This window comes from Curvibacter sp. APW13 (assembly GCF_032337135.1).
Taxonomy (GTDB): Bacteria; Pseudomonadota; Gammaproteobacteria; order Burkholderiales; family Burkholderiaceae_C; genus Allorhodoferax.
This window is the reverse complement of the sequence record NZ_JAVXZZ010000004.1, coordinates 138,625-162,415: the sequence shown is the minus strand read 5'-3', so window position 1 is coordinate 162,415 and position 23,791 is coordinate 138,625. Positions and strand designations below refer to the sequence as shown.

Genomic DNA, 23,791 nt, shown 5'->3' with positions numbered 1-23,791 from the left:
ACCGAGGGACGATCGGCGTAGCCCCGACGACCTTACTTTGGCAGCCAGCCCAGCCCCTTGGCGTGCAGGCTCTGCACGTACAGGCGCTCCCGGGTTTCGGTGACCGCGGTAGTTTCCGGGTAGGCGCCACTGGGGTCCTGCAGGTCGGCCACGATAGTCCCGTCTTCGGTGAAGGCGACCACATGCCCATAGGCTGGGGGAACCGGCCATAGGGCGCGTGGCAGGCGCAGGCTCAAGGCACGCAGCCAGGATTTGGGGCCCATGCCGTCCACCTTGGGGTTGCGCGGTTTGGCCAGGCCGAGCCAGATACGGCCGTCCAGTCCGCGCATCAGGTTGTCGGGGTACCCCGGCAGATTGTCCAGCAGCACCTGGGCACCCGCCACCGGGCCATTGCGCAGGCTCAGGTTGGACGCAGTTACCGCCACTTTCCACACCCGGTAGCGGCCGGTCTCGTTCACGAGGACATGGCGCTCATCCTGTGTCAGTGCCACGCCGTTGGCGAAGCTCAGGCCGGAGGCGAGCACGCGCACCGTGCGCGTCGCCGGATTGTATTCGAGCAGCCGGCCTGTGGCGCTCTGTTCCATGATGTCGAGCACGCTGGCGTTGAAGGTCCCGCCCCAGTCGCGTGGTGCGAATCGCTGGGAAGCGTCGCTGAAGTAGATCTTGCCGCTGCGCGCCACCACAGCGGCATCGGCGTAGCGGATCGGGTCGTCCGGTGTGACATGGTCGGCCAGCACGCTGCTGTGCCCCTGGGAGTCGATGGCCAGCAGCCCCCGCATGGCGTCGGCCGCAATGAGGCGCCCCTGGGCGTCAAAGTCGAAACCGAGCACGCGCCCACCGGTGTTGGCAAATACCTGCTGACCCGCGCCGTCGGCGTCCATGCGCAGGATGTTGCCGCTGGCCACGGTGGTGTAGAGCTTGCCATCGGGTCCGAACGCGATGTGTTCCGGGCCTTCTTCACCGTGCAGGTCGATCAGTTGCAGCGCAGCCAGTCGCTGGTTGGGCGCGTGGATGCCGGTGTAGCCCGACGATGCCGGTAGCGTGATGGCAACCGGCTCGATCGGGACCGGCCACAGCATCAGATAGGCAACCCCGAGGGCCAACGCCAACCCAACTCCCAGGAAGATTTTCCGCATGCTTGCCTCCTTGTGCGATCCGTGATGGTAGCCGGATCGCTTCGCGCAAGCGGGCAGCGGCGGACGGTCAGCGTGCCGCGCGCGCGTTCTGGATTCGGCTGATGGCGGCCTGGAGCTGTCCCAGCAGGTGCTGGTCGCGCTTGGCCAGGGTCTGGATGTTCAGGTGCGCGCCAACCGGTGCCGTATTGCTGCTGACCAGCACTACCGGAATGTTGCTGTTGCTGCAGCGCGCCTCGCGCAGCGCCGCCACCACGGCCAGGCCGTTGAGTGCTGGCAGTTCGCGCGACAGGATGAGCAGGTCGAAGGGCTCGTGCAGCAGGCGCTCCAGCGCCTGCATGCCGTTGCCGATCAGGTGAAGCTTGGTTTGCGGTCCGGCAAGTTCATCCTGGTACACCCGGCGCAGGGTCTGCGAAGGCTCGGCGATGAGCACCGAGGTGCGGCCCGACAAGCGTAGCAGGCGCATGGCCTCCAGGGCCTGCTCAGTGGCCGCTACCGCGGCGTCCGTCCTCCCGTCCGCTCCGATGGTGCGGCGAAGCAGATCCACATAGGCCAACGCGGTATTGGTCGCCTTGTGGTCAAAGCAGACCCGCACTTCGCTCAGGAACGATTCGAACTGGTGGCAGATGGTGGTGATGACGGGCAAGCCCACGCCACCGCCTGTTCCCTTGAGACTGTGCACTTGGCGGTACAACTCGTCGAACGCGCCTTCCTGGCCTGACTCCAGCGCCAGGATGGACTCTTCCAGCTCGTGGCAGCGCGCCGGCAGTTCGTCCAGAAACTCGGCCAGCAGTTCGGCCATCAGGGCGGCAAGATCGGCGCTCATGGAATGGTGGTTTTTCGGTCCAACGGTGAGAGTTCAGTATGCCACGGGCACGCAATTTGTCAGCCCCCGTAGCGACGGGCCCACTCGCGCTCCAGCGGCTCAACCCAGCTGCCGTGCGGCTCAGGGATGGTGGGCGCGCTGCGCTCCACCTGCCCAGGAGCGCGTTGCTGTCCGAACAGGGCCCGGTCGGCCGGTGTCAGCTTCTGCATGGACAGCACGGTGGGATCGCCCCATGCGGCAATGTCGGCCTTGCGGGCCTGCGCCATCGGGCTGAGCAGGAAGTTGGCAAACACCTGCGCGGCATCGGCCGCCGCGGCATTGAACGGGATGGCCAGGAAGTGCGTGTTGCCAATGGTGCCGCTATCGAACTGATAGCTTGTCACGCTTTTGGCAAAGCGGCCCGCGGCGATTTCATTGGCCGCATCGTTGGGGTTGAACGTGAGGGCCAGCAGCAACTCCCCGTCGGCAAACATCTGGCGCTGGGCCTCGGCACTGAGGGGAAACTGGCGCCCACCACGCCACAGGAGGGGGTGCAGCGCATCCAGCGCAGTCCAGAGCGGTGCCGTGGCTTGGGAAAACGCGGTGTCGGTGACCGGGCGGTACAGTGCGGAGCGGTCGCGGTTCACGTCCATCAGCACCTGCTTGACGAAGGTGGTGCCATGGAAGTTGGGAGGCCGTGGGTAGCTCACGCGGCCTGGGTGGGCCTTGGCAAATGCCAGCAGCGCTGCCAGCGAGCGCGGTGGCTCCGGGGTGCGCTGCGCGTCCACCATGAACGTCAGCTGGGCCATGCCCCAGGGCGCCTCGAAGCCCTCGGTGGGTTCGGCGAAGTCCAGCCGCGTGGTCGGCTTGCCCTGTGTGTCCACCAGCGCAAAGTGGGGCAGCTGTTCGGCAAAGGGGCCGAACAGCAGTTGCTCGCGCTTCATGGCCAGGAAGTTCTCGCCATTGATCCACACCAGGTCCACCGACCCCCTGGTCTTGCCCGCAGCCTTCTCGTTGCGCACACGCCGCACCGTATCGGCCGCATCGCTGATCTTCACGTGCTCGACCTGGACACCGTAGCGTTCCTTGGCCTGCGCTGACGCCCACTGGATGTAGGCATTGATGGCCGGCGAGCCGGCCCAGGCATTGAAATAGACGGTCTGGCCTCTTGCTCGTTTTTCGATAGCTGCCCACGCAGTTTCTGCCTGGGCTGCAGGCCAAAATGGCAAGGAAACCGCGGAGACGGTCGTGAGTTGCAGCCAGTGGCGGCGGGTGGGGGCTTGAGAAAGAGGGTGCATGGAAGGGGCAATGCTTGACGCCTGTATCGGGCCACCCTACATTGTGCCAATGCGTTGGAAGCGAATATTGGCATGTGCCCTGGGTGTCTTTGCGTGTGCGGTCTCCGCGCAAGCCCTGCGCGTCCAGTTCCAGGAGGCCTCCGCCCCCAAGTACCTGGAAGCCGACGCCAACCACCCTGCGCCGTACGGGTTGTGTCCGGACATCATGGCGGCGCTGGAACGGCAGGACGCCAGCTTGCGCTTCGAGTTGGACCCCGTGCCACGTCCCCAGAAGCGAATCGAGTTTGACTTGGGTAGTGCAAGCAAGGATGTCATGTGCGGCTTGTTGAAGTCACCTGAGCGTTTGCAGGTGGCCTATCCGCTGGAAACGCCGGTCTACCTGATCAGAGAACGCATGGCGGCGCGCAAGGACGATACGCTGGTCGTGGCGACGATCGAGGACCTGGCGCGGTCTGGCGCCTTGGTGGCGGTGCAGACCGGGGCCGCCTACTACCGCAAGCTCAAGGATGCCGGGGTGCAGGTGGTCGAGTCCGGTGGGTCGGACGTGGCAGTGCGCGCGGTGGCCAACGGCCAAGCGCGCTTTTTCTATACCAACTCGCTCACCGCTGCCCACTTCATCCGCGCCGAACGTTTGGAGCGGGTGCTGCGCTTGCATCCTGGGGTAATGGATACCTCGCCCGCGTATTTTTGGGTCGCCAAGCATGTCGACCCAGGCGTGGTCAAGCGACTGGAGGCCGCCATGAAACGCCTCAAGCGCAGCGGTGAGCTGGACCGCATCTACGCCCGCTACGACTGATCCTCGGCCCCTTCAGACCACCAGAGCCTGCGCGAACTCCCGCGCGTTGAAGGTCTCCAGTTCGTCGAGCTTTTCGCCCACGCCGATGAAGTAGACCGGAATCGGCCGCTCGCGCGCGATGGCCGCCAGCACGCCACCCTTGGCGGTGCCATCGAGCTTCGTCACGATCAGGCCCGTGAGGCCCAGCGCGTCGTCGAAGGCCTTGACCTGGGTGACGGCGTTCTGTCCGGTGTTGCCGTCGATGACCAGCAGCACCTCGTGCGGCGCGGTGGTGTCGGCCTTTTGGATCACGCGCTTGATCTTTTTGAGCTCTTCCATCAGGTGCAGTTGGGTGGGCAGGCGACCGGCGGTGTCGATCAGCACCACGTCCTTGCCACGGGCCTTGCCGGCGTTCACGGCATCGAAGCTCACGGCGGCAGGGTCGCCGCCGTCATGGCTGACGATTTCCACGGTATTGCGGTCGGCCCACACCGTGAGCTGCTCGCGCGCAGCGGCGCGGAAGGTGTCGGCTGCGGCCAGCAGCACCTTGGCATCGTGGTCGATCAGGTGCTTGGTGAGCTTGCCGATGCTGGTGGTCTTGCCGGCGCCGTTCACGCCTGCGACCATGACCACCGTGGGCGTGTGCTGGCCGATGACCAGCTGCTTCTGCAGGGGCGTCAGCAGGTCGGTGAGGGTGGCGATGAGGATGTTCTTGAGCGCCACCGGGTGGGTGACGCCCGTGGCCTTGACCTTGTCGCGCAGGGTCTTCAGCACGTATTCGGTGGCCGCAACACCCGCGTCGGCCTGCAGCAGGGCGGCTTCCAGGTCTTCGTACAGGTCTTCGTCGATGACCTGGCCGGTAAAAACGTTGGAAATGTTCGATGCCGTCTTGCCCAGACCGGCCTTGAGCTTGTCGAGCCACTTCTGGCGCTCGGGGGGTACGGCAGCGGGTTCGGGAATGTCGATGGGGATGACCAGCGCACTGCCGATGAGCCCGCCCGAAGGCAGCGGCGAGGGGCTGGACGGGGCGCTCGCCGGTGCCACCGCGGGTGCGGCTGTGACCGGTTCCGCGGGGGCACGCTCCGCAGTGGGCACCTCGGTGGGGGCCGGCGATACGGAGGCTGGAGGCGGTGAGGAGAATTTCTTTTTGAAAAAGCTGAACATGGCGTGCGTTCTTAGAATGGCAGCATTCTATGAAACACCCTTTCCACACCCTGAATGCGCGCTGGCGCCGTGGCCTACTGGCTGCGGGCTTGGCGCTGGCTGCCACCGTCCCGGCGCTTGCCGCTGACGCTGTGCAGACGGTCCTTCCCAATGGTCTGACCGTCATCGTCAAGCCCGACCACCGCGCCCCTACCGCGGTGCACATGCTGTGGGTGCGCGTGGGCTCCATGGACGAGGTCGACGGCGCCAGCGGTGTGGCCCACGTGCTCGAGCACATGATGTTCAAGGGCAGCGCCACACTCAAGGCCGGCGAGTTTTCGCGCAAGGTGGCCGCGCTGGGTGGGCGCGAGAATGCCTTCACCAGCAAGGACTACACCGGCTACTTCCAGCAGATCCCGGTGGAGCGCCTGGAGGCCGTGATGCAGCTCGAAGCCGACCGCTTTGCCACCAACCAGTGGAGCGACGAGGACTTCCGCAAGGAACTGGAAGTGGTGAAGGAGGAGCGCCGCATGCGCACCGAGGACAACCCCCACGCCCGGCTGGGTGAACTGCAGAATGCCACGCAGTTCGTGGCCCACCCCTACCGGCGCCCCATCGTGGGCTGGATGGGTGACCTGGACAGCCTGCAGCCCGACGATGCGCGCAGCTTCTGGCGCACCTGGTACACGCCGGCCAATGCGGCCGTGGTGGTGGCGGGCGATGTGGAGCCTGAGAAGGTGTTTGCGCTCGCGGCCAAGTACTACGGCGGCATTGCCCACCGCGACCTGCCGGCGCGCAAGCCGCGGCCTGAACCTGCGCAGAACGGCGAGCGCCGTGTCTGGCTCAAGGCCAGTGCCGAGCAGGCGGTGGTGGCCCTGTCCTACAAGGTGCCGGGACTGACGCCCCAAGGCTTGCTGGCAGACACGCCGGACGCCCAGACTACCGACGCCCTGGCCCTGATGGTGCTCGACGCGGTGCTGACCGGCTACGACGGCGCGCGCCTGGAACGGGCGCTCACGCAGGACGCGGACCATGTGGCAGACAGCGCCGACGCCTACTACGGCGGCATGTCACGCGGCCCTGCCACGTTCGGCCTCTCGGGCGTTCCAGCCAAGGGCAAGACGGTGGAGCAGGTGGAAGCGGCCTTGCGCGCCGAGATCGCCCGGGTGGCGAAGGAGGGCATCTCCCAGGCCGAACTGGAGCGGGTCAAGGCCCAGTGGGTGGCGGGTGCGGTGTACGGCCAGGACAGCGTCTTCAACCAGGGGCGCATGGCCGGCTCCAACTGGGCGGTGGGCTACCCGCTGGACACGCAGGAGCGCCTGATTGCGCGCTTGCGCCAGGTGACGGCAGCCCAAGTGCAGGCAGTCGCTGCCAAGTATTTCGGCAATGACGAACTCACGGTTGCCACCCTGGTGCCCCAGCCCATGGGTGCGCCCCGCTCGCGCGTCGCCATTCCCGGCATGCGGCACTGACAATTGATGCGAATTGCTATGAAAAAACGAGCTGTCTACGCAATATTTACCTGGGCTATGGCCATTTTCATCTCTCAAAGTGCGGTGGCAGGCATTCCCATCGAGCACTGGGCGCTGGACAACGGCGCCCAGGTCTACCTGGTGCGCAGTCCGGGCATTCCCATGGTGGACGTGCAGTTGGACTTTGACGGCGGCAGTCGCCGCGACCCGGCAAGCCAGGCAGGCCTGGCCAGTGTCACCGCGTCCCAACTCAGCGCCGGGGTGCGCGCCGCTGCGGGCCAGAAGGCGCTGGACGAAAACGCCCTGGGCGAAGCCTGGGCCGACCTGGGTGCGAGTTTTGGTGCGGGTGCCACGGGCGACCGCCTGAGCGTGTCGCTGCGCAGTCTCAGCTACCCCGATCTGCTGGAGCGCGCCGTGCAGCTGGCGGCGCACGAGCTGGCGCACCCCGCCTACCCGCAGACCGTGTGGGAGCGTGAACGCAAGAAACTCGAAGCCAGCCTCAAGGAGGCCGAAACCCGCCCGGCCACCGTGGCGGGGCGTGCGTTCGGCCGCGCGGTCTATGGCAGCCACCCCTACGGTTACGAAATGACCGCGGCCACCTTGGCCGCGATCCGTGTGGAAGACATGCAGCGCCACCATGCAGCCACGGTGCTGCCGTGCCGCGCCAAGGTCAGCATCGTGGGTGCGCTCGACCGGGCGCAGGCCGATGCGGTGGTGCGCCAGCTGCTGCAGTGGCTGCCGCAGGGCGCCTGCCCGGCCCTGCCCGCCGTGCCCGCCGTGCCCGAGGTAGCGCCCTTGCAGCAGGCCAGCGAGCAGCGCATTCCCTTCGATGCCGCCCAGGCTCAGGTGCTGCTGGGTCAACCTGGCTTCAAGCGCAATGATCCCGACTTCCTGGCCCTGAACCTCGCCAACCATGTGCTCGGTGGCGGGGGCTTCACTTCGCGCCTGACCGAAGAAGTGCGCGAAAAGCGCGGCCTGACCTACAGCGTCTACAGCTACTTCTCGCCGGCCTTGCATGCCGGTGCCTTCACCGTGGGCTTGCAGACGCGCCCGGACCAGGCCGAGCAGGCACTGACCGTGGTGCGTGAGGTGCTGGAGCGCTTCACCCGCGAAGGCCCCACGCAGGCCGAGTTGGATGCCGCCAAGGCCAACATGGTGGGGGGCTTCGCCCTGCTGCTCGACAGCAACAAGAAGCTGCTGGGCCAAGTGGCCAACATCGCCTGGAACGGGCTGCCACTCGACTATCTCGACACTTGGCAGGCCCGCGTGCAGGCCATTCCGCTGGAGCAGGTCAAGGCCGCCTTTGCCCGCGTGGTGAACCCACAGCGCATGGCGACCGTGGTGCTGGGCGCAACGCCGCCCAAGGCCACACCCTGAGGCAGGGGACAATGCAGGCATGACACCAAAGCAACCCCGTTCAGGCGCCAGCAGACCGTCCACCAAGAAGTCTCCCGCCGTACACAAACCCGCCGCCCACGCGGCCCATGAGATCCGCATCATCGGCGGCCAGTGGAAGCGCACCAAGCTCAAGGTGCTCGACAAGCCCGGGCTGCGGCCTACGCCCGACCGGGTGCGTGAGACCCTGTTCAACTGGCTGGGGCAGGACCTTACCGGCTGGAAGGTGCTCGATGCCTTTGCCGGTACCGGCGCGCTCGGTTTCGAAGCCGCGTCGCGCGGCGCCAAGGATGCCACGCTGGTCGAACAGGACAGCGCCCTGGTGGCGCAGTTGCAAAAGCTCAAAGCCCAGCTGCAGGCCGAAGCATTGCGCGTGCAGCGTGGTGACGGTGTGGCAGCCATTGCCCAGGCGGCGCCCGGCAGCCTGCACCTGATCCTGCTCGACCCGCCGTTCGACGCTGACTTGTTTGGCCCGTCGCTGCGCCACTGTGCGCGCGCCTTGGCTGCCGATGGCTGGGTCTACCTCGAAGCCCCCCGGGCCTGGAGCGAGGACGAACTGGCCGCTCTGGGCCTGCGCCTGCACCGCCACCTCAAGGCCGGCATGGTGCACGCGCATCTGCTGGCCCCCCTGGGGACTACCGCTTGACATCCTGCATGCCGGGGCCGACAGTGTGCCCAGCACCCTTGATTTCTTTCCTCTGACACGACGCCATCCATGAGTCCCTCCGTTACCGCCGTGTTCCCCGGCACCTTCGACCCCATTACCCTCGGTCACCAGGACCTGATCCGACGCAGTGCCATCCTGTTTGCGCGCGTGGTGGTGGCGGTGGCTGCTGCGCACCACAAGAAGACGATGTTCAGCCTGGACGAGCGTCTGGCCACGGTGCGCGAGGTGTTTGCCGACAATCCCGCCATTTCGGTAGAGCCGTTCACCGGCCTGGTGCGTGACTTTGCGGTGGTGCAGGGCGCGCAGGTCATGGTGCGCGGCGTGCGCTCGGTGACCGACTTCGACTACGAGGCGCAACTCGCGGGCATGAACCGCTCCCTTGCCCCCGATGTCGACACGGTGTTCCTGACGCCGGATTCGCGCTACCAGTTCATCTCCAGTACCTTGGTGCGGGAGATCGCGACGCTGAAGGGCGATGTCCGCGCCTTCGTGTCACCACAGGTGCTGGTTCGGCTCCATGCCAAACTGCAAGCACCGTAACACTTGGGAGACCACCATGAAGATTCTCTTGCCTGTTGACGGATCGGAGCTCTCGCTGGCCGCCGTGCGCTTTGCTATCGATCTGGCCACCAAGGGCCTGCAGGTCGAGGCGGTACTGGCCAATGTGCAGGAGGCCTCCAACCTGTACGAATTGCTGGTGGCGCACGACCCCGAGGTGCTCGACCGCGTAGCCGCCGAAGCCGGCGTGCACACCCTGCAGGCCGCGCGGGCCCTGCTCGACGCCCAGGGCCTGGCCTATGAAATGGAGGTCGCGCGCGGTGACCCGGCCCACACACTGGTGGAGATTGCTGAACGCTTTGGTTGCGACATGATTGCCATGGGCGCACGCGGCAACAGCGCGCTGCGCAGCGCCATGCTGGGCTCGGTGTCCAACGAAGTGCTGCACGCCAGTGCGGTGCCGGTCGTGATCGTCAAGGCGCCAGCGGACCTGGGCGACGAGGGCTGATCCAGCAGGGGCTTGCTGGCAGACTGTTGGCTGCCAAGCCAAGACCCTGTCAGCGAAGGGGGCCATCGATGCTGGGATAATTGCGTCCCATGAACGCAGCCTGTGAGCGCGCCGGATTGCACGGGAGCCGTGCATGGCGCTGACCATTACTTCCGATTGCATCAATTGCGACGTGTGCGAGCCCGAGTGCCCGAACGAGGCGATTTCCATGGGCGAGGACTTCTACGAAATCGACCCGGCCAAATGCACCGAGTGCGTGGGGCATTTCGATGAACCGCAGTGTGTGCAGGTCTGCCCGGTGGAATGCATTCCGGTGCACCCGGAACATGTGGAGTCGAAAGAGCAGCTGATGGCCAAGTACCAGCGCTTGCAGTCCGTCAACGTGGTGGCATACGCCAAGGCGCCTGGCTCGGCGGTTTAGCCCCTGGGGGCCTGGTCCCTACTTGGCCTGTGACGCCTTGGTGGCGGGTACCTTGGCGGTGAAGTACAGCGTGCCCTTGTCCTTCGAAGCGTTCTTTTTCTGCGTGGCAGCTGCTTCCTTTTCTTCCGCGGCAACTGCGGCTTTTCGCTCCTTCTCTGCTGCCTGTTGTGCCTTGGCTTGCGCCCGTTCCTGCGCCTGGCGCTCTTTTTCAAGTTGGTTGGCGGCTTTCTCCGCCTCGCGGTTCTCCTTCTGTGCCGCGCGCTGCAGTGCAGCGCTGGGGCCAGCGCCGGTGTTCAGCTCCACACCGTCCGGGCATGGTACCTGGCTGTAGGTGGTCCCGCATTTGTAGACTTTTGCGGCTGCAGCCCACGGAGAGACTGTCCAGGCCGCTATCAAGAAAAGAGCAACGTTGAGCGGGCGGATCATAGGGTTTGCTCCGGGGTAGTGCTAGGCGACGTGGCTGCGGCAGGCGCAGCAGGTACGGCAGCAGGGCGGGGTGGCTTGGGGCGCGGGGGCTTGCTGGTGTGCACCAGCAGGGTGGCCTTGTTGATCTCACCGTGCAGGAAATGGGGCGTGGCCTTGAGCGCGCGGTCGATGGTCTGCTCGATGGCGATGCGGTGGTCCAGCGTGGGTTTCTTCAGCACCCAGCCGACCACTTCGTCGCGGTTGCCCGGGTGGCCCACGCCAATGCGCAAGCGCCAGTACTGGTCGGTGCCGAGCTGGGCATGGATGTCGCGCAGGCCGTTGTGTCCGGCGTGGCTGCCTCCGAGCTTGATCTTGGCCTCGCCGGGGGGCAGGTCGAGTTCGTCGTGGGCGACCAGGATCTCGTTGGGCTGGATCTTGAAGAAGCGTGCCAGCCCCGCCACCGATTTGCCCGAGAGATTCATGAAGGTCTGAGGCTCCAGCAGCCAGACCGTTTGGCCTTCTGCTGTGGTGCGCGCCACCAGGCCGTGGTAGCCCTTGTCCATGACCAGGTTGGCCTTGAGTTGGCGTGCCAGTGCGTCGATGTACCAGAAGCCCGCGTTGTGGCGGGTGGCTTCGTATTCAGGACCGGGATTGCCCAGGCCGACAAACAGTTTGATCATGGGGACAAGGGAAAGGGCAGGTGAGGCCATACCGCCGTTCGCACAGTGTAATGGCAGCATGTGCGCACAAAGCAAAACGGCCCACCGAAGTGGGCCGTTGACGCACAGGCACGGGGAAGAATTACTTCTTGCCCTTGCCCTTCTTGGCGTCGGCAGCAGGTGCAGCGGCAGCAGCAGCCGGGGCTTCTTCGGTCACCACGGGTACCACGGACACGACCACGCCATTGCCCTTGCCGTGGGTCACGGCGGTCACGCCCTTGGGCAGCACGAGGTCGGAAATGTGCAGGGAAGAACCCTTCTTCAGGCCGCTCAGGTCCACGGAAACGAACTCGGGCAGGTCCTTGGGCAGGCACAGCACTTCGATTTCGCTCATCACGTGGTTGATGATGCAGCTGTCGGTCTTGACGGCGGGGGATTCCTGGTCACCGGTGAAGTGCAGCGGCACCTTCATGTGCAGCTTGGTGTTCTCGTCCACGCGCTGGAAGTCGATGTGCAGCACCAGTTGCTTGTAGGGGTGGTATTGCACGTCGCGCAGCAGAACCTTCTGCTCCTTGCCGTTCAGCTCCATGTCCAGCACGGAAGCGTGGAAGGCTTCCTTCTTCAGGGCGTGCCACAGGGCGTTGTGGTCCAGCTCGATCAGAGCGGGTTCCGAGGTGGAACCGTAGACGATGCCCGGTGTACGGCCGGTGATACGCAGACGGCGGCTCGCACCCGTTCCCTGCTTGGCGCGCTCAAAAGCGACGAATTTCATAGTTAACTCCTGTTGAAGTCCACCGCGACCAGTGTGACTCCGGTTGAAAAATGCCCGGAACTCGCTGCCCAGTGCAGCGCGGGCGGTTTTGACAGCGACCTTAGAACAGATTTTCCTGGTCGTTGAACAAACTCATGACCGACTCACCCTTGGCAATGCGCTGGATCGTTTCGGCGAACAGCGGTGCCACGGAGAGTTGGCGGATTTTCTGGCACCCAGCGGCTGCGGGGGACAGGGGAATGGTGTTGGTCACCACGACTTCATCGAGGGCATTGCCGCTGGAAATGCGTTCGATGGCGGGGCCCGAGAAGATGGGGTGGGTACAGTAGGCGTAGACCTTCTTGGCGCCCCGCGCCTTGAGCACTTCGGCGGCCTTGACCAAGGTGCCTGCGGTGTCGATCATGTCGTCCATGATGACGCAGTTGCGGCCTTCGATTTCACCGATCACATGCATCACTTCGGAGACGTTGGCCTTGGGGCGGCGCTTGTCGATGATGGCCAGGTCGCAGCCGAGTTGCTTGGCCAGCGCACGGGCCCGCACCACGCCGCCGACGTCGGGGGAGACGACGATCAGGTCGTCGTAGTTCTTCTGGCGCAGGTCACCCAGCAGCACGGGCGAGGCGTAGATGTTGTCGACGGGAATGTCGAAGAAGCCCTGGATCTGGTCGGCGTGCAGGTCCATGGTCAGCACGCGGGACACGCCTGCGGCTTGCAGCATGTTGGCAACCACCTTGGCGGTGATGGGCACGCGGGTGGAGCGCGGACGGCGGTCCTGGCGGGCGTAGCCAAAATAAGGAATGACGGCACTGATGCGCTCGGCCGATGCGCGCTTCAAGGCATCGACCATGATGAGCAGTTCCATCAGGTTGTCGTTGGTGGGAGCGCAGGTGCTCTGCACCACGAAGACGTCGCGTGCGCGGACGTTCTGGTTGATCTCGACCGTGACTTCACCGTCCGAGAAGCGCCCGACGGTGGCATTGCCCAAGGTGATGCCCAGGTGCGTGGCGATTTCGGATGCCATGCCAGGATTGGCATTGCCGGTGAAAACCATGAAGTCGGGGGTCGATGGTGCCTGCATGTGGATTCCAGCGAAGTGTTTGGGTTGAATGCATCACAAAGCGCGCGCTGTTGCCGGACATTCCAAACAACAGATTTGGCAGGGGAAGAAGGATTCGAACCTTCGCATGCTGGAATCAAAATCCAGTGCCTTAACCAACTTGGCGATTCCCCTACACGGGTTGACAGTTTGCACTGCCCACCGATAAACCGTTGCCGCTTGCCCAACCCTGAAGGGGATGAACACCCACATTGCTGCACACCCTGACCTCGAACGCTGCCGGTGCGTCGCTGAAGTCAACCTCATGCGGCAAATGTGCGAACACTGCACTTCCGGAGCCGGTCATCCGGGGCTGCAAGCCTTTGTCGGACAACCATGCCAGTGCTTGGTTCACGTCCGGGCTGAGCCTCTGGGCGACTGCTTGCAAGTCATTTCGGCCAAAACCAAATGTGTTCGCAGCGAAGCCATAGATTGTAGCAGGTTCTGTATCGCGTTTCAACAGCGGGTCAGAAAAAATTCGTGCAGTTTCCAAACCCGATGGTGGCTTGACCACCACAAAGCGCGCGGGCGGCAGGGAGATCGGTGTGATCCGCTCACCGACTCCTTCGACCCAGGCATTGTCGCCGTGCACAAAGAAAGGGACATCGGCACCCAGCTGCAAGCCCAGCCGCGCCAGACTCGTGCGGTCCAGCTCCAGCTTCCAGAGTCGGTTCAGGGCCAGCAGGGTGCTGGCCGCATCGGACGATCCGCCGCCCATGCCGGCCTGGGCAGGAATGGACTTGCGCACCCGGATATGGGCGCCATGCGTGCACCCCGTGTGGGTCTGCAGTAGGCGGGCCGCGCGCACGATCAGGTCGTCATCGGGCAAGGCAGTGGTCAGGTCCTCTCGGCTGATGGCCGACGTCGGACGCAGTTCAAAGTCCAGAGAGTCGCACCAGTCGATGAGCATGAACACCGACTGCAGCAGGTGGTAGCCGTCGCTGCGCCGCCCGGTGATGTGCAGGAACAGGTTGAGTTTGGCGGGGGCGGGGACGTCAAGCAGCGCGGTCATGGAATCGATTATCCCGCGTGGCCCGGTGACGTCGTTCAGCGTTCCAGCACGATGCGTAGCGTGGCCGTGGGCAGCGGCTGCTCGCGCTGGGCACTGATGCGCCCTTGGGCATAGTCCTGAAGGTTGACCTGCCAACCGCCCGCCTGGGTAGGCATTCCGCGCAGCCAATCCCACAGGGCCGCAAACGGCAAAGCGGTGCCGGTCAGTCGCCAGGCCAGTTCATCCAGGTTGGCAAACACAGCCGTCTCGCTGCCCGCTTGCCACTGCACACCGCGGGCATCCCAGCGCGCCTGCGCCAGTACGGTGCCAAGGGGGCTGGTCAGGACCAGCTCGCCGTTGGTGAGGTCGCCGCGCAGTTCGAAGGCGCTGGACAGGGATTGCACAGGGGTGCTGTCGATCCGCACACTGAGTCGGCCCTGCCACTGGTCTTCAGCAGAAGAATGACTGACCGCCCTCGGATTCACTGCGCAACCAGCTATCGAAATGCTAGCGACCAGTGATGCGAGCCAGGTCAGGCGCCAGCGCCGAGCGGTCACGGCTGCACCTGAAAGCGGCGCATGGTCTCCAGCAGGGTGGCGTTGGTCGGGTTCAATTGCAGTCCCTGTTTCCACAGGGCGCGTGCCGCATCGGCTTGGCCTTGCTGCCACAACACTTCACCCAGGTGGGCGGCAATTTCCGCATCGGGTTGGGCCGCAAAGGCTTTCTCCAGCAGGCGGCGGGCCTCGGCCAGGTTGCCGCTGCGGAACTCCACCCAGCCCATGCTGTCGATGATGTAGGCATCGTCCGGGGCGAATTCCAGTGCCTTGGCAATCAGTTTGCGGGCCTCGGCCAGTGATACGTTGCGGTCTGCCAGCGAGTAGCCAAGCGCGTTGTAGGGCGGGTGGTATTGGGGATGGCTGGCGATGAGCTCGCGCAGCAAGCGCTCCATGTCTGCCAGTCGCCCGATCTTTTCGGCAAACATCGCCTGCTCGTAGCGCCATTGAGGCTCTTCGGGCAGCGCCTGTGCCGCCTCGGCCGCCAGGTCATACCCCTGCTGGTGCAGGTTGCGCTCGCGCAGCAGCTGGAGCTCCGCGTTGTAGCGCATGCGCAGGGCTTCGGCGGTGTTGGTCGGTAGTTCGCGCAGCAAGGCCTGGGCTTGCGCTACCTGTCCCTGCGCCCCTGCGATGGACGCGCGACGGATGGTGATGCGAGTCTGGAAATCAGGGTTGTAGATGCGGTCCAGGTAGTCCTCGGCCTTGGCGTAATCCTTGCTGCGCTCGGCAAGGGTGGCAAGCAGGAGCAGGGCCTCGGCCATGTTGCGTTGGGTGGGCTGAGCCGCTTCCTCCGCGCCGGTGCGCTTGTCCTGAAGTTCGAGCAAACGCAACACTATTTGCAGCGATTGCTCGGCAAGTGCATCCTCGTTGTTCTGCACCTCGATCGAACCCTTGACCAACCAGGCAGGTACATGGTCCGGTACTTCCCTGGTCAGCAGCGTTAGCTGTTCGTACGCACCGCGGTAGTCCTGCCGGTCCACCAGATGGCGCATCATGGCCATGCGCAATTCAGCCCCCGGCTGCCTGTCCAGGCGTTGTCGGATCAGGCCTTGCGCGGCGGCCGCGATCTTGGGGCCCAGCTGCAGGGCCGCGAGGGCGGCCTCGTCCGAACGTGGATCCAGCGCAGCGGAGCGCTCCAGCGCCGCCACAGTTTGGGCCTCGTTGCCGGCAAAGGCCTGCATGCGCGCCAGGGCCGCCCAGGCGGCGGGCCCGCGGCGGGGGCTGCCCAGATCTGCGGCCAGTGCCTGCTGCACCGTGTGCACGGCGGCAGCACGATCCTGAGTGCGGGCAAAGTAGTTCGGCAAAGTCGCCAGATGCGCGGCGCGCTCCTCGTCGCTGCTGGTGTGCAGCAACTGGCGCAGAGGCTCGGCAATGTCGTCCAGGCGGTTCAGCCCGATCAGGATCTGCAGGCTGTAACGGTGGGCGCGCGCGCTGCTTGGAATGACCCGGGCCCAGGTTTGCGCTACCTGCAAGGCACTGTTGGCATTGCGCTCGGCAAAAGCCAGTTCCACCGCCCGCTCAAACAGTTTGTCCGAGCGGGTGCGCTGCGCTGCATCCAGCATCAGGGAAACGGCTGTCGAGAGTTCTCCTCGCTGTGCGCTGAGTTCTGCGACCATGACCTGGTAGAAGGCAATGCGCTCGTTGGCCTGTTGTGCAGCTTTGTCGCTACCCGAGGACTGTGCCCAGCCCGTTGCGGCGCTGCCTGCGCCCAGTACCAGCAAGCACGCCAGAATGCGGTGAAAACGTCTCATCGGCCCATAATAAACGAGCCTGTACTTTGCCTTGCTCCCATGCCTGAATTACCCGAAGTTGAAGTGACCCGCCGCGGTATTGATGCCGCATTGCGTGGCGGTCTCATCAGTTCCGTGCGGCTGGGCAAGCCCTTGCGCTGGCCTCTGGGCTGCGACCCGCAGGCATTGCTGGGTCGGCGCATCACCGACGTACAGCGCCGCGGCAAGTACGTGCTGCTGCTGCTGGATGACGGCGTGCTGCTGCTGCATCTGGGCATGTCCGGCAGCGTGCAGTGCCTGCCCAGCCTACCCCCGCCCGGCGTGCACGACCACTTCGATCTGCACACCAGCGAAGGCTGCCTGCGACTGAATGACCCGCGCCGATTCGGCGCCGTGGTGTACGCCCCGTCACTCGATGACGAGCGCGCGACCAAGCTGCTGGGCCGGCTGGGGGTGGAGCCCCTGCAGGCGGCCTTCACCCCGGAGCACCTCCATGCCGGTCTGAAAGCGCATCGGACGTCCATCAAGCAGGTGCTGCTGGAAGGGGAGGTGGTGGTCGGGGTGGGCAACATCTATGCCAGTGAGGCCCTGTTCCTGGCCCGCATACGCCCCACCATGGCGGCCTGTCGAATCAGCAAGCCACGCTCGGCCCGGCTCCACGCGGCCATCATTGCGGTGCTGACACAGGCGCTCAACAGCGGAGGAAGCACCTTGCGCAATTTTTCGGGTACCCAGGGCGACGTCGGACGCTACCAGCAGTTGGTGCGGGTTTATGGCCGCGAGGGCCAGCCATGCCCGCAATGCGGCGCGCCGATACGGCAGATCCGGCAAGGCCAGCGGTCCACGTTTTTTTGCAATTTTTGCCAGAAACCATAATAAGCGGCTCTGTACACAGTGCTATATTGGCCCGAAACGCGGGGGACACTTGGCTTCTACATTCAACGAACAATTTGACGAACTCGGGTCGTGGCGCCGTGAATTTGCGCTGCGCCTGAAGCTGCTGGCCGAGTGGATGAAGGACCACGAACTGCTGGATGCGGCGGTCGAAGAGCGCCTCAAGCGCCTGGAAACCCAGGTGCGCAGCGACAAGGTGATGGTGGCTTTCGTGGCTGAGTTTTCGCGCGGCAAGTCGGAAATGATCAATGCCGTGTTCTTTGCTGGCTACGGTCGGCGCATCATGCCGGCCAGTGCCGGGCGCACCACCATGTGCCCGACCGAAATGGGCTACGACCCCGAGGTGCCGCCTTGCCTGCGCCTGCTGCCCATCGAAACCCGCCTGCAGCCGCAGGCGCTCATGGAGTGGCGCCAGGCGCCCGAGAAGTGGACCCGCATCGACCTCGACGTGAACAACCCCCAGCAGTTGGCCCTGTCGCTGGAAAAGGTATCCGAGACCCGCAAGGTCACCCAGGAAGAAGCCCGTGCGCTGGGGTTCTGGCACCCCGATACGCCGCAGGACAACCCGGTGGTGGACGCCAAGGGCATGGTCGAGGTTCCCAAATGGCGCCATGCCCTGATCAACATTGCGCACCCCTTGCTCAAGCAAGGGCTGGTCATCCTCGATACGCCGGGCCTCAATGCCATTGGCGCTGAGCCCGAACTGACCGTCAGCCTGATCCCGCAGGCCCAGGCGGTGGTGTTTATCCTGGGGGCGGATACCGGTGTCACCAAGTCTGACCTCTCGATCTGGCGTGAGCACCTGATCACCGACCCAACCAATTCCGATGCGCGTCTGGTGGTGCTGAACAAGATCGATACGCTGTGGGACGCACTGAGCACGCCGCAGCAACAGGCGCAGCAGATAGCACGCCAGAAGGCGGACACGGCGTCCATCCTCGGTCTGCCGCCGGAGCAGGTGATTGCAGTGTCGGCCCAGAAAGGGCTGGTGGCCAAGGTTACGAAGGACGCAGCCTTGCTGGAACAGAGCTGCCTGCCTGTGCTGGAGCAGGCGCTGGGACGCGGCATCATGGGCAAGCGCCAGCGCATTCTGGGCAATGCCATGGCGCAAGGCATCTCCGAATTGCGCGCAGAGACCAGCCGGGTCATCACCATTCGCAAGCGCGATCTGGCCGAGCAGTTGCACGAACTCAAGGGCCTGCAAGGCAAGAATGCCTCGGTCATCAAGCACATGCGGGCCCGCATCGCCGAAGAGCAGGCCGAATTTGACCGCGGTGGCGCCAAGATCCATGCCGTGCGCTCGGTGCACCTGCGCCTGCTGCGCGAGGTGTTCGAGCTGCTGGGGTCCAAGCGCCTCAAGGGAGAGATGGCCGAACTGGCGGGGGCGCTGCAGCAGAAGGGCCTGAAGATTGGGGTCAAGAAGGCCTATGCCCAGACCTTTGATCGCCTGCGGGCCAACCTGAGCCGCGTGCAAAGCCTCAGCGCCGAAATTTTCTCGATGCTCGGTGGCACCTTCAAGCAGCTCAATACCGAATACAGCTTTTCGCTGCAGGCGCCACCCGAGCCGCAGATGGGCCGTTTCATTACCGACCTGGATGCCATCGAGGCCAGCCACCTGCAATACCTGGGGCTGGGCAATGCCTTCAAGCTGGCCCAACCGGAGTTTGCAGACCGTCTGGTGCGAGCCCTGGCCACCCGTCTTCGTACCGTCAATGAGTCGGCGCTGGCCGAGATCGAGTTGTGGAGCAAGGCCGCGGCCGCCCAGCTCGATGCGCAGATGCGCGAGCGTCGCAAGAACTTCAGCCGCCGCATCGAAGCCATCGACCGCATCCACCAGGCCGCCGGTGGCCTGGAAGAACGCATTGCCGAATTCGAACAGCAGGAAGTGGGTCTGGACCAGCTCGAAGTCAAACTCGCCGAGCTGACCTCCTACCTGGTGGCGGCACGCGACGCGGGCGACTACCAACCCTCGGTCGACCTGGCCATCGGCTGATCTGCGGGTGACGGACTTCCAGCAATTCGCCACCCGGCTGGTGCGGTGGCAGGAGCGCCATGGTCGCAACCACCTGCCTTGGCAGGGCACACGAGACCCCTACCGCGTGTGGCTGTCCGAGATCATGCTGCAGCAGACCCAGGTAGCCACCGTGTTGGGCTATTTCGAGCGCTTTACGTCCCGCTTTCCCGACGTCGCGTCCCTTGCCGCAGGGCATGAGGACGAGGTCATGGCGCTGTGGAGTGGCCTGGGCTACTACAGCCGGGCCCGCAACCTGCACCGCTGTGCCCAACTGGTGGTGGCGCAGCACGGCGGCCAATTCCCGCACGACGCCCAGACTCTGGCCACCTTGCCAGGCATCGGCCGCTCTACTGCGGCAGCCATTGCCTCGGTCTGTTTTGGCGAGCGTGTGGCCATACTGGATGCCAATGTGAAGCGCGTCGTCAGCCGCGTGTTCGCGTTCGATGGCGATCTGGTCCAGGCGGCCTCGGAACGCGCATTGTGGGCCCATGCCGAATCCTTGCTGCCCAGTGCAGCGCGTGACATGCCCCGCTATACCCAGGGCATGATGGATCTGGGCGCGACGGTCTGTTCGGTGCGCTCGCCCGACTGCGCGCGCTGCCCGGTGCAGACCCTGTGCGCGGCCAGCCGGGACGACCCGACGCGCTTTCCCGTGCGCACCCGTACCCTCAAGCGCACTGCCTTGTCACTCTGGGTGGTGTGCCTGCGCCGTACGGACGGCGCCGTGTGGCTGCAACGCCGCCCGGAAAAGGGGATTTGGGCACGTCTGTATTGCATGCCGGTGTGGGAGGACGAGTCGGCGCTGGCATCGGAGCTGGCCCCGCTCGCGGCGCCCAACACAAGGCAGCTGCTGCCCGCGTTCACGCATGTGCTGACGCACAAGGACCTGCACATCCATCCCCTGGTCGTCAGCGGTATGCGCCAGGCACCGCCGGGCTGGAACGGGGATTGGTATGGCGCATCCCAATGGCAGTCGCTGGGGCTGCCAGCGCCGATTCGCAAGCTGCTCGAAACCCTGTCCTAGCGGGCGTCCAATTCCCGGTGGCGCTTGAGGGTGGGCCAGTGGGTGGCAAAGTGGGCTGCCAGCGCTTCCACCAGGTAGACCGAGCGGTGCTGGCCACCCGTGCAGCCAATGCCGACGGTGACATAGCTGCGGTGGTCGGTCACCAGGGCCGGTAGCCAGTCGTCGAGGAAGGTGGTGATGTGCTTCTGCATGCGGGCCACTTCGGGCTGGCGCTGCAGGTAATTCGCCACCGCGGCGTCCAAGCCGGTGAGGCGCCGCAGTTCGGCCTCGTAGTGCGGGTTGGGCAGCATGCGCACGTCAAACACGTAGTCGGCGTCCAAGGGCACGCCGCGCTTGAATGCAAATGACGTGAACACCAGGGTGAGTTGCTGGGACCGGGTGGTGACCAGCGACTTGACCGTACTCTGCAGCTGCGCTGTGCGGATGATGCTGGTGTCCACCACGTAACCCAGCGCCCGCAGGTCGGCAAGCAAGGTGCGTTCGGAATCGATGGCATCGACCAGGGCGCGCTGCGGTTCTGCATTGGCGTGCAAGGCGTCAGCCTGCGACAGCGGGTGCTTGCGCCGGGTCTCGGAGAAGCGGCGTACCAGGGTGTCGGTGGATGCTTCCAGGAATACGACCCGCACCGATGCGCCGCCCGCCCGCAAGACCTCAATCTGTTGCGGCACCAGGTGCAGCGAGGTGGCGCTGCGCGCGTCCATGGCGATGGCCAGACGCGGTACGTTGAAACGCTGTTCCACTTCCACCAGCTGTACCAGCAGTTCGGGCGGAAGGTTGTCCACGCAATAGAAGCCCTCGTCTTCGAGGGCATGCAGGGCAATCGATTTGCCCGAGCCGGACAGTCCGGTGATGAGCACGATGTCGGTCATGCGCCTGCTCCTTCGAGCATTTCCCGGGCGTGGGCCAGGCTGGTGTCGGTGATGCGTTCGCCGCCCAGCATGCGGGCGATTTCCTGTATCCGCCGGTCCTTTTCGAGCGGCGCCACCGAACTGACGGTCTGGCCACCATCGAGCGACTTGGCGACCTGCAGGTGGTGGTGTGCGCAGCCGGCCACCTGCGGCAGGTGCGTCACTGCGAGCACTTGCCGGTCGGCTCCTAGCTGGCGCATCAGGCGCCCCACCGTTTCCGCCACCGCACCCCCTACGCCAGAGTCGACCTCGTCAAAAATCAGGGTCTGTGCATTGCCCAGCTGGCTGGTGGTAACTGCGATGGCCAGCGCAATGCGTGACAACTCGCCCCCGGAAGCGACCTTGCCGACCGGGCGCGGGGTGCTGCCAGCGTGGCCGGCCACGAGGAATTCGACGTCTTCCAGCCCATGCTGTGCGGGTTGCGCATTGCTGCGCAAGGCCACTTCAAACTGGCCGCCCTGCATGCCCAAGCCTTGCATGGCCTGGGTGATGGCACGGGCGAGCTGCGGCGCCGCCTTGGCGCGTGCCTTGCCTACCGCATGGGCTTCGGCGAGGTAGCGGGCCTGCGCGCTGGCTTCGGCCTTCTCGAGCGCGGCCAGGTCGGCAGCCGCGTCCAGCGTGGCGAGTTCCTGCTGCCACTGGTTCAGCGTCGTGGGCAGCTCTTCGGGGCTGCGCTTGTAACGGCGCGCCAACGAGATCCACAGCCCCAGGCGTTCGTCGAGTTCGGCCAGGCGCTGCGGGTCGGGTTCGGTGTGGCGACCGTAGGCGCGCAGCGAGAGCGCCACCTCTTCGACCTGGGCCAGGCTGGAGTGCAGCAGGTCCAGGGGCTCGCGAAATTGGGGCTCCAAGGCCGCGCTATCCTGCAGCAGGGCAATGCAGCGATTGAGCTGGCGAATCGTGGCCTGCTCACCTTCTTGTAGCGCCTCACGCACATCCTGTGCGGACTGCAGAAGATTTTGGCTATTGGAAAGGCGCTGGTGCTCGGCGTTGATCTCGGCCCACTCATCTGCGCGTGGGGCCAGCTTCTGCAGTTCGCCCAGTTGCCATTGCAGGCGTTCACGTTCCCGCTGCAAGCTGTCCTGGGCGTTGCGTGCGTTGTCCAGGGTAGCCAAGGCGGCGCGCCAGTCGCTCCAGGTTTGGCTCAGCGTGGCGGTGGACACGCGGGCATAGGCGTCCAGCAGAGCGCGCACGGCATCGGGGCGGGTGAGGGACTGCCATGCATGTTGGCCATGGATGTCGAGCAGCTGCTCGCCCACCGTGCGCAATTGCTGGGCAGTGGCCGGGCTGCCGTTGATCCAGGCGCGGCTGCGGCCCTGGGCGTCTACGGTGCGGCGCAACAGGAGTGTCTCGCCCACCTCGAAGCCGCCTTCGGCCAGAAACGCTTCGAGCGCCGGGGCGTGGTCGAACTCCGCGCTGACCTCGGCGCGGGCGCAACCTTCGCGTACCACCGTGCTCTCGGCGCGTGCGCCGGTGGCCAATTGCAAGGCGTCGATGAGGATGGACTTGCCTGCGCCGGTTTCGCCGGTGAGCACGGTAAAGCCGCTTTCCAGGTCCAGGTCCAGGCTGCGCACGATGATGAAGTCGCGTAGGGCTATGCGTCGCAAAGCCATGTCAGGCCTCCCACAGGGCCACCCCGAGGGGGGCAATAACGATACAAAGTGAAGAACGCTGGCGCTTCATGCTAGGCGCCCCCCGGGTTCCAGTGCATTTTTTCGCGCAGCGTGTCGAAGTACGACCAGCCCTGGGGGTGCAGGAAGCGCACATGGTGCTCGCTGCGCGTGACCACAATGCGGTCACCGTGCATCAGCGAGGCCAGGGACTGCATGTCGAAGTTCGCGCTGGCATCGCGGCCAGCTACTATTTCGATAGCCACCTCTGACGCATTGGCAAGGACCAGCGGTCGGTTGGACAGTGTGTGCGGGGCGATGGGTACCAGTACCCAGCCCGGCAGGTTGGGGTGCATGAGTGGTCCGCCAGCCGACAGGGAGTAGGCGGTGGAGCCGGTGGGCGTGGCCACGATCAGGCCATCTGCGCGCTGGTTGGCCACGAAACGACCATCCACTTCCACCCGCAGTTCCACCATGCCCGAGGTGGCGCCGCGGTTCACCACCACATCGTTCATGGCCTGGGCCGAGAACACGCACTGCCCATCGCGCAGAACCCGGCCCTGCATGAGGCTGCGGTGGTCTTCCTCGTAGTTGCCGGCCAGCATGGGGGGCAGCACGGTCTGGTACTGGTCCAGCCGGATATCGGTGATGAAGCCCAGGCGTCCCTGGTTGATGCCGATCAGCGGCACCCCGTACTGCGCCAGCTGACGCCCGATGCCCAGCATGGTGCCGTCGCCACCGACCACCAGGCACAGGTCGCACTCCTGGCCGATCTCGTCCACGCTCAAGGTGGGGTGGTCATTCATGCCGGTGTGCGTGGCCGTTGCGCGTTCCAGCACCACTTCGCAACCAAAATCCATCAGGAAGTGGGCAATGCCGTCGAGCACGGCCCGCGGGGACGCACCGGTACTGGCGCCACTGCTGGCGTGGTACTTGCCCATCAGGGCGACCTGACCGAATTGAGATTTCATTGGCAAATTACAACATAAGCAGGCCCTTGAACGGATCGCGTACCACCCTCA

At 65.1% G+C, this 23,791-nt stretch carries 24 protein-coding genes and 1 tRNA gene; 10 read left to right on the top strand and 15 right to left on the bottom strand.

Features of this window, described 5'->3' with window-relative positions:
* Positions 1-32: 32 nt before the first annotated feature.
* The 3 genes from RQP54_RS16535 to RQP54_RS16525 form a co-directional block, all read right to left on the bottom strand.
* Positions 33-1,136, bottom strand: coding sequence for an SMP-30/gluconolactonase/LRE family protein (locus RQP54_RS16535; RefSeq protein WP_315679521.1), 1,104 nt, complete (start codon positions 1,134-1,136; stop codon positions 33-35).
* 67 nt (positions 1,137-1,203) lie between these two features.
* On the bottom strand, positions 1,204-1,959 hold the full coding sequence (locus tag RQP54_RS16530) for a PleD family two-component system response regulator (protein WP_315679520.1): 756 nt from the start codon (positions 1,957-1,959) through the stop codon (positions 1,204-1,206).
* Positions 1,960-2,018: 59 nt separating this feature from the next.
* Positions 2,019-3,236 carry an ABC transporter substrate-binding protein gene (locus RQP54_RS16525; protein ID WP_315679519.1) on the bottom strand — a complete coding sequence of 406 codons (1,218 nt, stop codon included), beginning with the start codon at positions 3,234-3,236 and terminating at the stop codon, positions 2,019-2,021.
* A 49-nt stretch (positions 3,237-3,285) separates the two neighbouring features.
* On the opposite strand from RQP54_RS16525, the gene RQP54_RS16520 reads away from it, so the two are divergent.
* Positions 3,286-4,032, top strand: coding sequence for a substrate-binding periplasmic protein (locus tag RQP54_RS16520; RefSeq protein ID WP_315679518.1), 747 nt, complete (start codon positions 3,286-3,288; stop codon positions 4,030-4,032).
* A 12-nt stretch (positions 4,033-4,044) separates the two neighbouring features.
* On the opposite strand, the gene ftsY is transcribed toward RQP54_RS16520, so the two are convergent.
* Positions 4,045-5,175 (bottom strand): signal recognition particle-docking protein FtsY, encoded by a 1,131-nt coding sequence (ftsY, locus tag RQP54_RS16515; protein WP_315679517.1) that lies wholly within the window; start codon positions 5,173-5,175, stop codon positions 4,045-4,047.
* Between the two features lie 29 nt (positions 5,176-5,204).
* Here ftsY and RQP54_RS16510 point away from each other — a divergent pair, with 29 nt between their 5' ends.
* From RQP54_RS16510 to RQP54_RS16485, 6 genes are all read left to right on the top strand, one after another.
* Positions 5,205-6,626, top strand: coding sequence for a pitrilysin family protein (locus tag RQP54_RS16510; RefSeq protein ID WP_315679516.1), 1,422 nt, complete (start codon positions 5,205-5,207; stop codon positions 6,624-6,626).
* Between the two features lie 57 nt (positions 6,627-6,683).
* Positions 6,684-8,003, top strand: coding sequence for a pitrilysin family protein (locus RQP54_RS16505; RefSeq protein WP_315679515.1), 1,320 nt, complete (start codon positions 6,684-6,686; stop codon positions 8,001-8,003).
* A gap of 19 nt (positions 8,004-8,022) precedes the next feature.
* A complete protein-coding gene (gene rsmD / locus RQP54_RS16500) occupies positions 8,023-8,667 on the top strand; it encodes a 16S rRNA (guanine(966)-N(2))-methyltransferase RsmD (RefSeq protein WP_315679514.1) in 645 nt (214 codons plus the stop codon).
* 69 nt (positions 8,668-8,736) lie between these two features.
* Positions 8,737-9,228 carry a pantetheine-phosphate adenylyltransferase gene (gene coaD / locus RQP54_RS16495; RefSeq protein WP_315679513.1) on the top strand — a complete coding sequence of 164 codons (492 nt, stop codon included), beginning with the start codon at positions 8,737-8,739 and terminating at the stop codon, positions 9,226-9,228.
* A gap of 16 nt (positions 9,229-9,244) precedes the next feature.
* Complete coding sequence (locus RQP54_RS16490; protein ID WP_315679512.1) at positions 9,245-9,694, top strand: universal stress protein; 450 nt, start codon at positions 9,245-9,247, stop codon at positions 9,692-9,694.
* Positions 9,695-9,827: 133 nt separating this feature from the next.
* A complete protein-coding gene (locus tag RQP54_RS16485) occupies positions 9,828-10,115 on the top strand; it encodes a YfhL family 4Fe-4S dicluster ferredoxin (RefSeq protein WP_315679511.1) in 288 nt (95 codons plus the stop codon).
* Positions 10,116-10,133: 18 nt separating this feature from the next.
* On the opposite strand, the gene RQP54_RS16480 is transcribed toward RQP54_RS16485, so the two are convergent.
* From RQP54_RS16480 to RQP54_RS16445, 8 genes are all read right to left on the bottom strand, one after another.
* On the bottom strand, positions 10,134-10,418 hold the full coding sequence (locus tag RQP54_RS16480; RefSeq protein WP_315679510.1) for a hypothetical protein: 285 nt from the start codon (positions 10,416-10,418) through the stop codon (positions 10,134-10,136).
* Between the two features lie 119 nt (positions 10,419-10,537).
* Positions 10,538-11,200, bottom strand: coding sequence for an aminoacyl-tRNA hydrolase (pth, locus tag RQP54_RS16475; protein ID WP_315679509.1), 663 nt, complete (start codon positions 11,198-11,200; stop codon positions 10,538-10,540).
* A gap of 121 nt (positions 11,201-11,321) precedes the next feature.
* Positions 11,322-11,951, bottom strand: coding sequence for a 50S ribosomal protein L25/general stress protein Ctc (locus tag RQP54_RS16470; protein WP_315679507.1), 630 nt, complete (start codon positions 11,949-11,951; stop codon positions 11,322-11,324).
* A 100-nt stretch (positions 11,952-12,051) separates the two neighbouring features.
* Positions 12,052-13,029, bottom strand: a complete 978-nt coding sequence (locus RQP54_RS16465) for a ribose-phosphate pyrophosphokinase (protein WP_315679505.1) — start codon at positions 13,027-13,029, stop codon at positions 12,052-12,054.
* Between the two features lie 76 nt (positions 13,030-13,105).
* A tRNA-Gln gene (locus RQP54_RS16460) sits at positions 13,106-13,182 on the bottom strand.
* Positions 13,181-14,059 carry a 4-(cytidine 5'-diphospho)-2-C-methyl-D-erythritol kinase gene (ispE, locus tag RQP54_RS16455; RefSeq protein WP_315679504.1) on the bottom strand — a complete coding sequence of 293 codons (879 nt, stop codon included), beginning with the start codon at positions 14,057-14,059 and terminating at the stop codon, positions 13,181-13,183. Before ispE ends, RQP54_RS16460 begins: the two co-directional genes overlap by 2 nt.
* A 35-nt stretch (positions 14,060-14,094) precedes the next feature.
* Positions 14,095-14,523, bottom strand: coding sequence for a lipoprotein insertase outer membrane protein LolB (locus RQP54_RS16450; RefSeq protein ID WP_315679740.1), 429 nt, complete (start codon positions 14,521-14,523; stop codon positions 14,095-14,097).
* A gap of 68 nt (positions 14,524-14,591) precedes the next feature.
* Positions 14,592-16,343 carry a tetratricopeptide repeat protein gene (locus RQP54_RS16445; RefSeq protein ID WP_315679502.1) on the bottom strand — a complete coding sequence of 584 codons (1,752 nt, stop codon included), beginning with the start codon at positions 16,341-16,343 and terminating at the stop codon, positions 14,592-14,594.
* A 39-nt stretch (positions 16,344-16,382) separates the two neighbouring features.
* Between RQP54_RS16445 and mutM the strand changes: the two genes are divergently transcribed.
* The 3 genes from mutM to mutY are packed head-to-tail and all read left to right on the top strand — an operon-like array spanning position 16,383 to position 20,254.
* Positions 16,383-17,198 carry a bifunctional DNA-formamidopyrimidine glycosylase/DNA-(apurinic or apyrimidinic site) lyase gene (gene mutM, locus RQP54_RS16440; RefSeq protein ID WP_315679501.1) on the top strand — a complete coding sequence of 272 codons (816 nt, stop codon included), beginning with the start codon at positions 16,383-16,385 and terminating at the stop codon, positions 17,196-17,198.
* Between the two features lie 49 nt (positions 17,199-17,247).
* Complete coding sequence (locus tag RQP54_RS16435) at positions 17,248-19,209, top strand: dynamin family protein (RefSeq protein ID WP_315679500.1); 1,962 nt, start codon at positions 17,248-17,250, stop codon at positions 19,207-19,209.
* Positions 19,210-19,216: 7 nt separating this feature from the next.
* Positions 19,217-20,254 (top strand): A/G-specific adenine glycosylase, encoded by a 1,038-nt coding sequence (gene mutY / locus RQP54_RS16430; protein WP_315679499.1) that lies wholly within the window; start codon positions 19,217-19,219, stop codon positions 20,252-20,254.
* Here the strand turns inward: mutY and rapZ are convergent.
* The 3 genes from rapZ to RQP54_RS16415 all read right to left on the bottom strand — a co-directional run bounded on the left by rapZ (position 20,251) and on the right by RQP54_RS16415 (position 23,740).
* Positions 20,251-21,123 carry an RNase adapter RapZ gene (rapZ, locus tag RQP54_RS16425; protein WP_315679498.1) on the bottom strand — a complete coding sequence of 291 codons (873 nt, stop codon included), beginning with the start codon at positions 21,121-21,123 and terminating at the stop codon, positions 20,251-20,253. The two genes, mutY and rapZ, sit on opposite strands and share 4 nt — an antisense overlap.
* Positions 21,120-22,772 carry a DNA repair protein RecN gene (recN, locus tag RQP54_RS16420; RefSeq protein ID WP_315679497.1) on the bottom strand — a complete coding sequence of 551 codons (1,653 nt, stop codon included), beginning with the start codon at positions 22,770-22,772 and terminating at the stop codon, positions 21,120-21,122. The genes rapZ and recN overlap by 4 nt, the downstream gene beginning before the upstream one ends.
* Before the next feature lie 71 nt (positions 22,773-22,843).
* Positions 22,844-23,740, bottom strand: a complete 897-nt coding sequence (locus RQP54_RS16415; RefSeq protein ID WP_315679496.1) for an NAD kinase — start codon at positions 23,738-23,740, stop codon at positions 22,844-22,846.
* Between the last annotated feature and the right edge of the window lie 51 nt (positions 23,741-23,791).

Excerpts from the sequence above, each read along its gene's own strand:
- RQP54_RS16535 (WP_315679521.1), bottom strand. The coding sequence starts at position 1,136 with ATGCGGAAAATCTTCCTGGGAGTTGGGTTGGCGTTGGCCCTCGGGGTT.
- RQP54_RS16530 (WP_315679520.1), bottom strand. The coding sequence starts at position 1,959 with ATGAGCGCCGATCTTGCCGCCCTGATGGCCGAACTGCTGGCCGAGTTT.
- RQP54_RS16525 (WP_315679519.1), bottom strand. The coding sequence starts at position 3,236 with ATGCACCCTCTTTCTCAAGCCCCCACCCGCCGCCACTGGCTGCAACTC.
- RQP54_RS16520 (WP_315679518.1), top strand. The coding sequence starts at position 3,286 with ATGCGTTGGAAGCGAATATTGGCATGTGCCCTGGGTGTCTTTGCGTGT.
- ftsY (WP_315679517.1), bottom strand. The coding sequence starts at position 5,175 with ATGTTCAGCTTTTTCAAAAAGAAATTCTCCTCACCGCCTCCAGCCTCC.
- RQP54_RS16510 (WP_315679516.1), top strand. The coding sequence starts at position 5,205 with ATGAAACACCCTTTCCACACCCTGAATGCGCGCTGGCGCCGTGGCCTA.
- RQP54_RS16505 (WP_315679515.1), top strand. The coding sequence starts at position 6,684 with ATGGCCATTTTCATCTCTCAAAGTGCGGTGGCAGGCATTCCCATCGAG.
- rsmD (WP_315679514.1), top strand. The coding sequence starts at position 8,023 with ATGACACCAAAGCAACCCCGTTCAGGCGCCAGCAGACCGTCCACCAAG.
- coaD (WP_315679513.1), top strand. The coding sequence starts at position 8,737 with ATGAGTCCCTCCGTTACCGCCGTGTTCCCCGGCACCTTCGACCCCATT.
- RQP54_RS16490 (WP_315679512.1), top strand. The coding sequence starts at position 9,245 with ATGAAGATTCTCTTGCCTGTTGACGGATCGGAGCTCTCGCTGGCCGCC.
- RQP54_RS16485 (WP_315679511.1), top strand. The coding sequence starts at position 9,828 with ATGGCGCTGACCATTACTTCCGATTGCATCAATTGCGACGTGTGCGAG.
- pth (WP_315679509.1), bottom strand. The coding sequence starts at position 11,200 with ATGATCAAACTGTTTGTCGGCCTGGGCAATCCCGGTCCTGAATACGAA.
- RQP54_RS16470 (WP_315679507.1), bottom strand. The coding sequence starts at position 11,951 with ATGAAATTCGTCGCTTTTGAGCGCGCCAAGCAGGGAACGGGTGCGAGC.
- RQP54_RS16465 (WP_315679505.1), bottom strand. The coding sequence starts at position 13,029 with ATGCAGGCACCATCGACCCCCGACTTCATGGTTTTCACCGGCAATGCC.
- ispE (WP_315679504.1), bottom strand. The coding sequence starts at position 14,059 with ATGACCGCGCTGCTTGACGTCCCCGCCCCCGCCAAACTCAACCTGTTC.
- RQP54_RS16445 (WP_315679502.1), bottom strand. The coding sequence starts at position 16,343 with ATGAGACGTTTTCACCGCATTCTGGCGTGCTTGCTGGTACTGGGCGCA.
- mutM (WP_315679501.1), top strand. The coding sequence starts at position 16,383 with ATGCCTGAATTACCCGAAGTTGAAGTGACCCGCCGCGGTATTGATGCC.
- rapZ (WP_315679498.1), bottom strand. The coding sequence starts at position 21,123 with ATGACCGACATCGTGCTCATCACCGGACTGTCCGGCTCGGGCAAATCG.
- recN (WP_315679497.1), bottom strand. The coding sequence starts at position 22,772 with ATGGCTTTGCGACGCATAGCCCTACGCGACTTCATCATCGTGCGCAGC.
- RQP54_RS16415 (WP_315679496.1), bottom strand. The coding sequence starts at position 23,740 with ATGAAATCTCAATTCGGTCAGGTCGCCCTGATGGGCAAGTACCACGCC.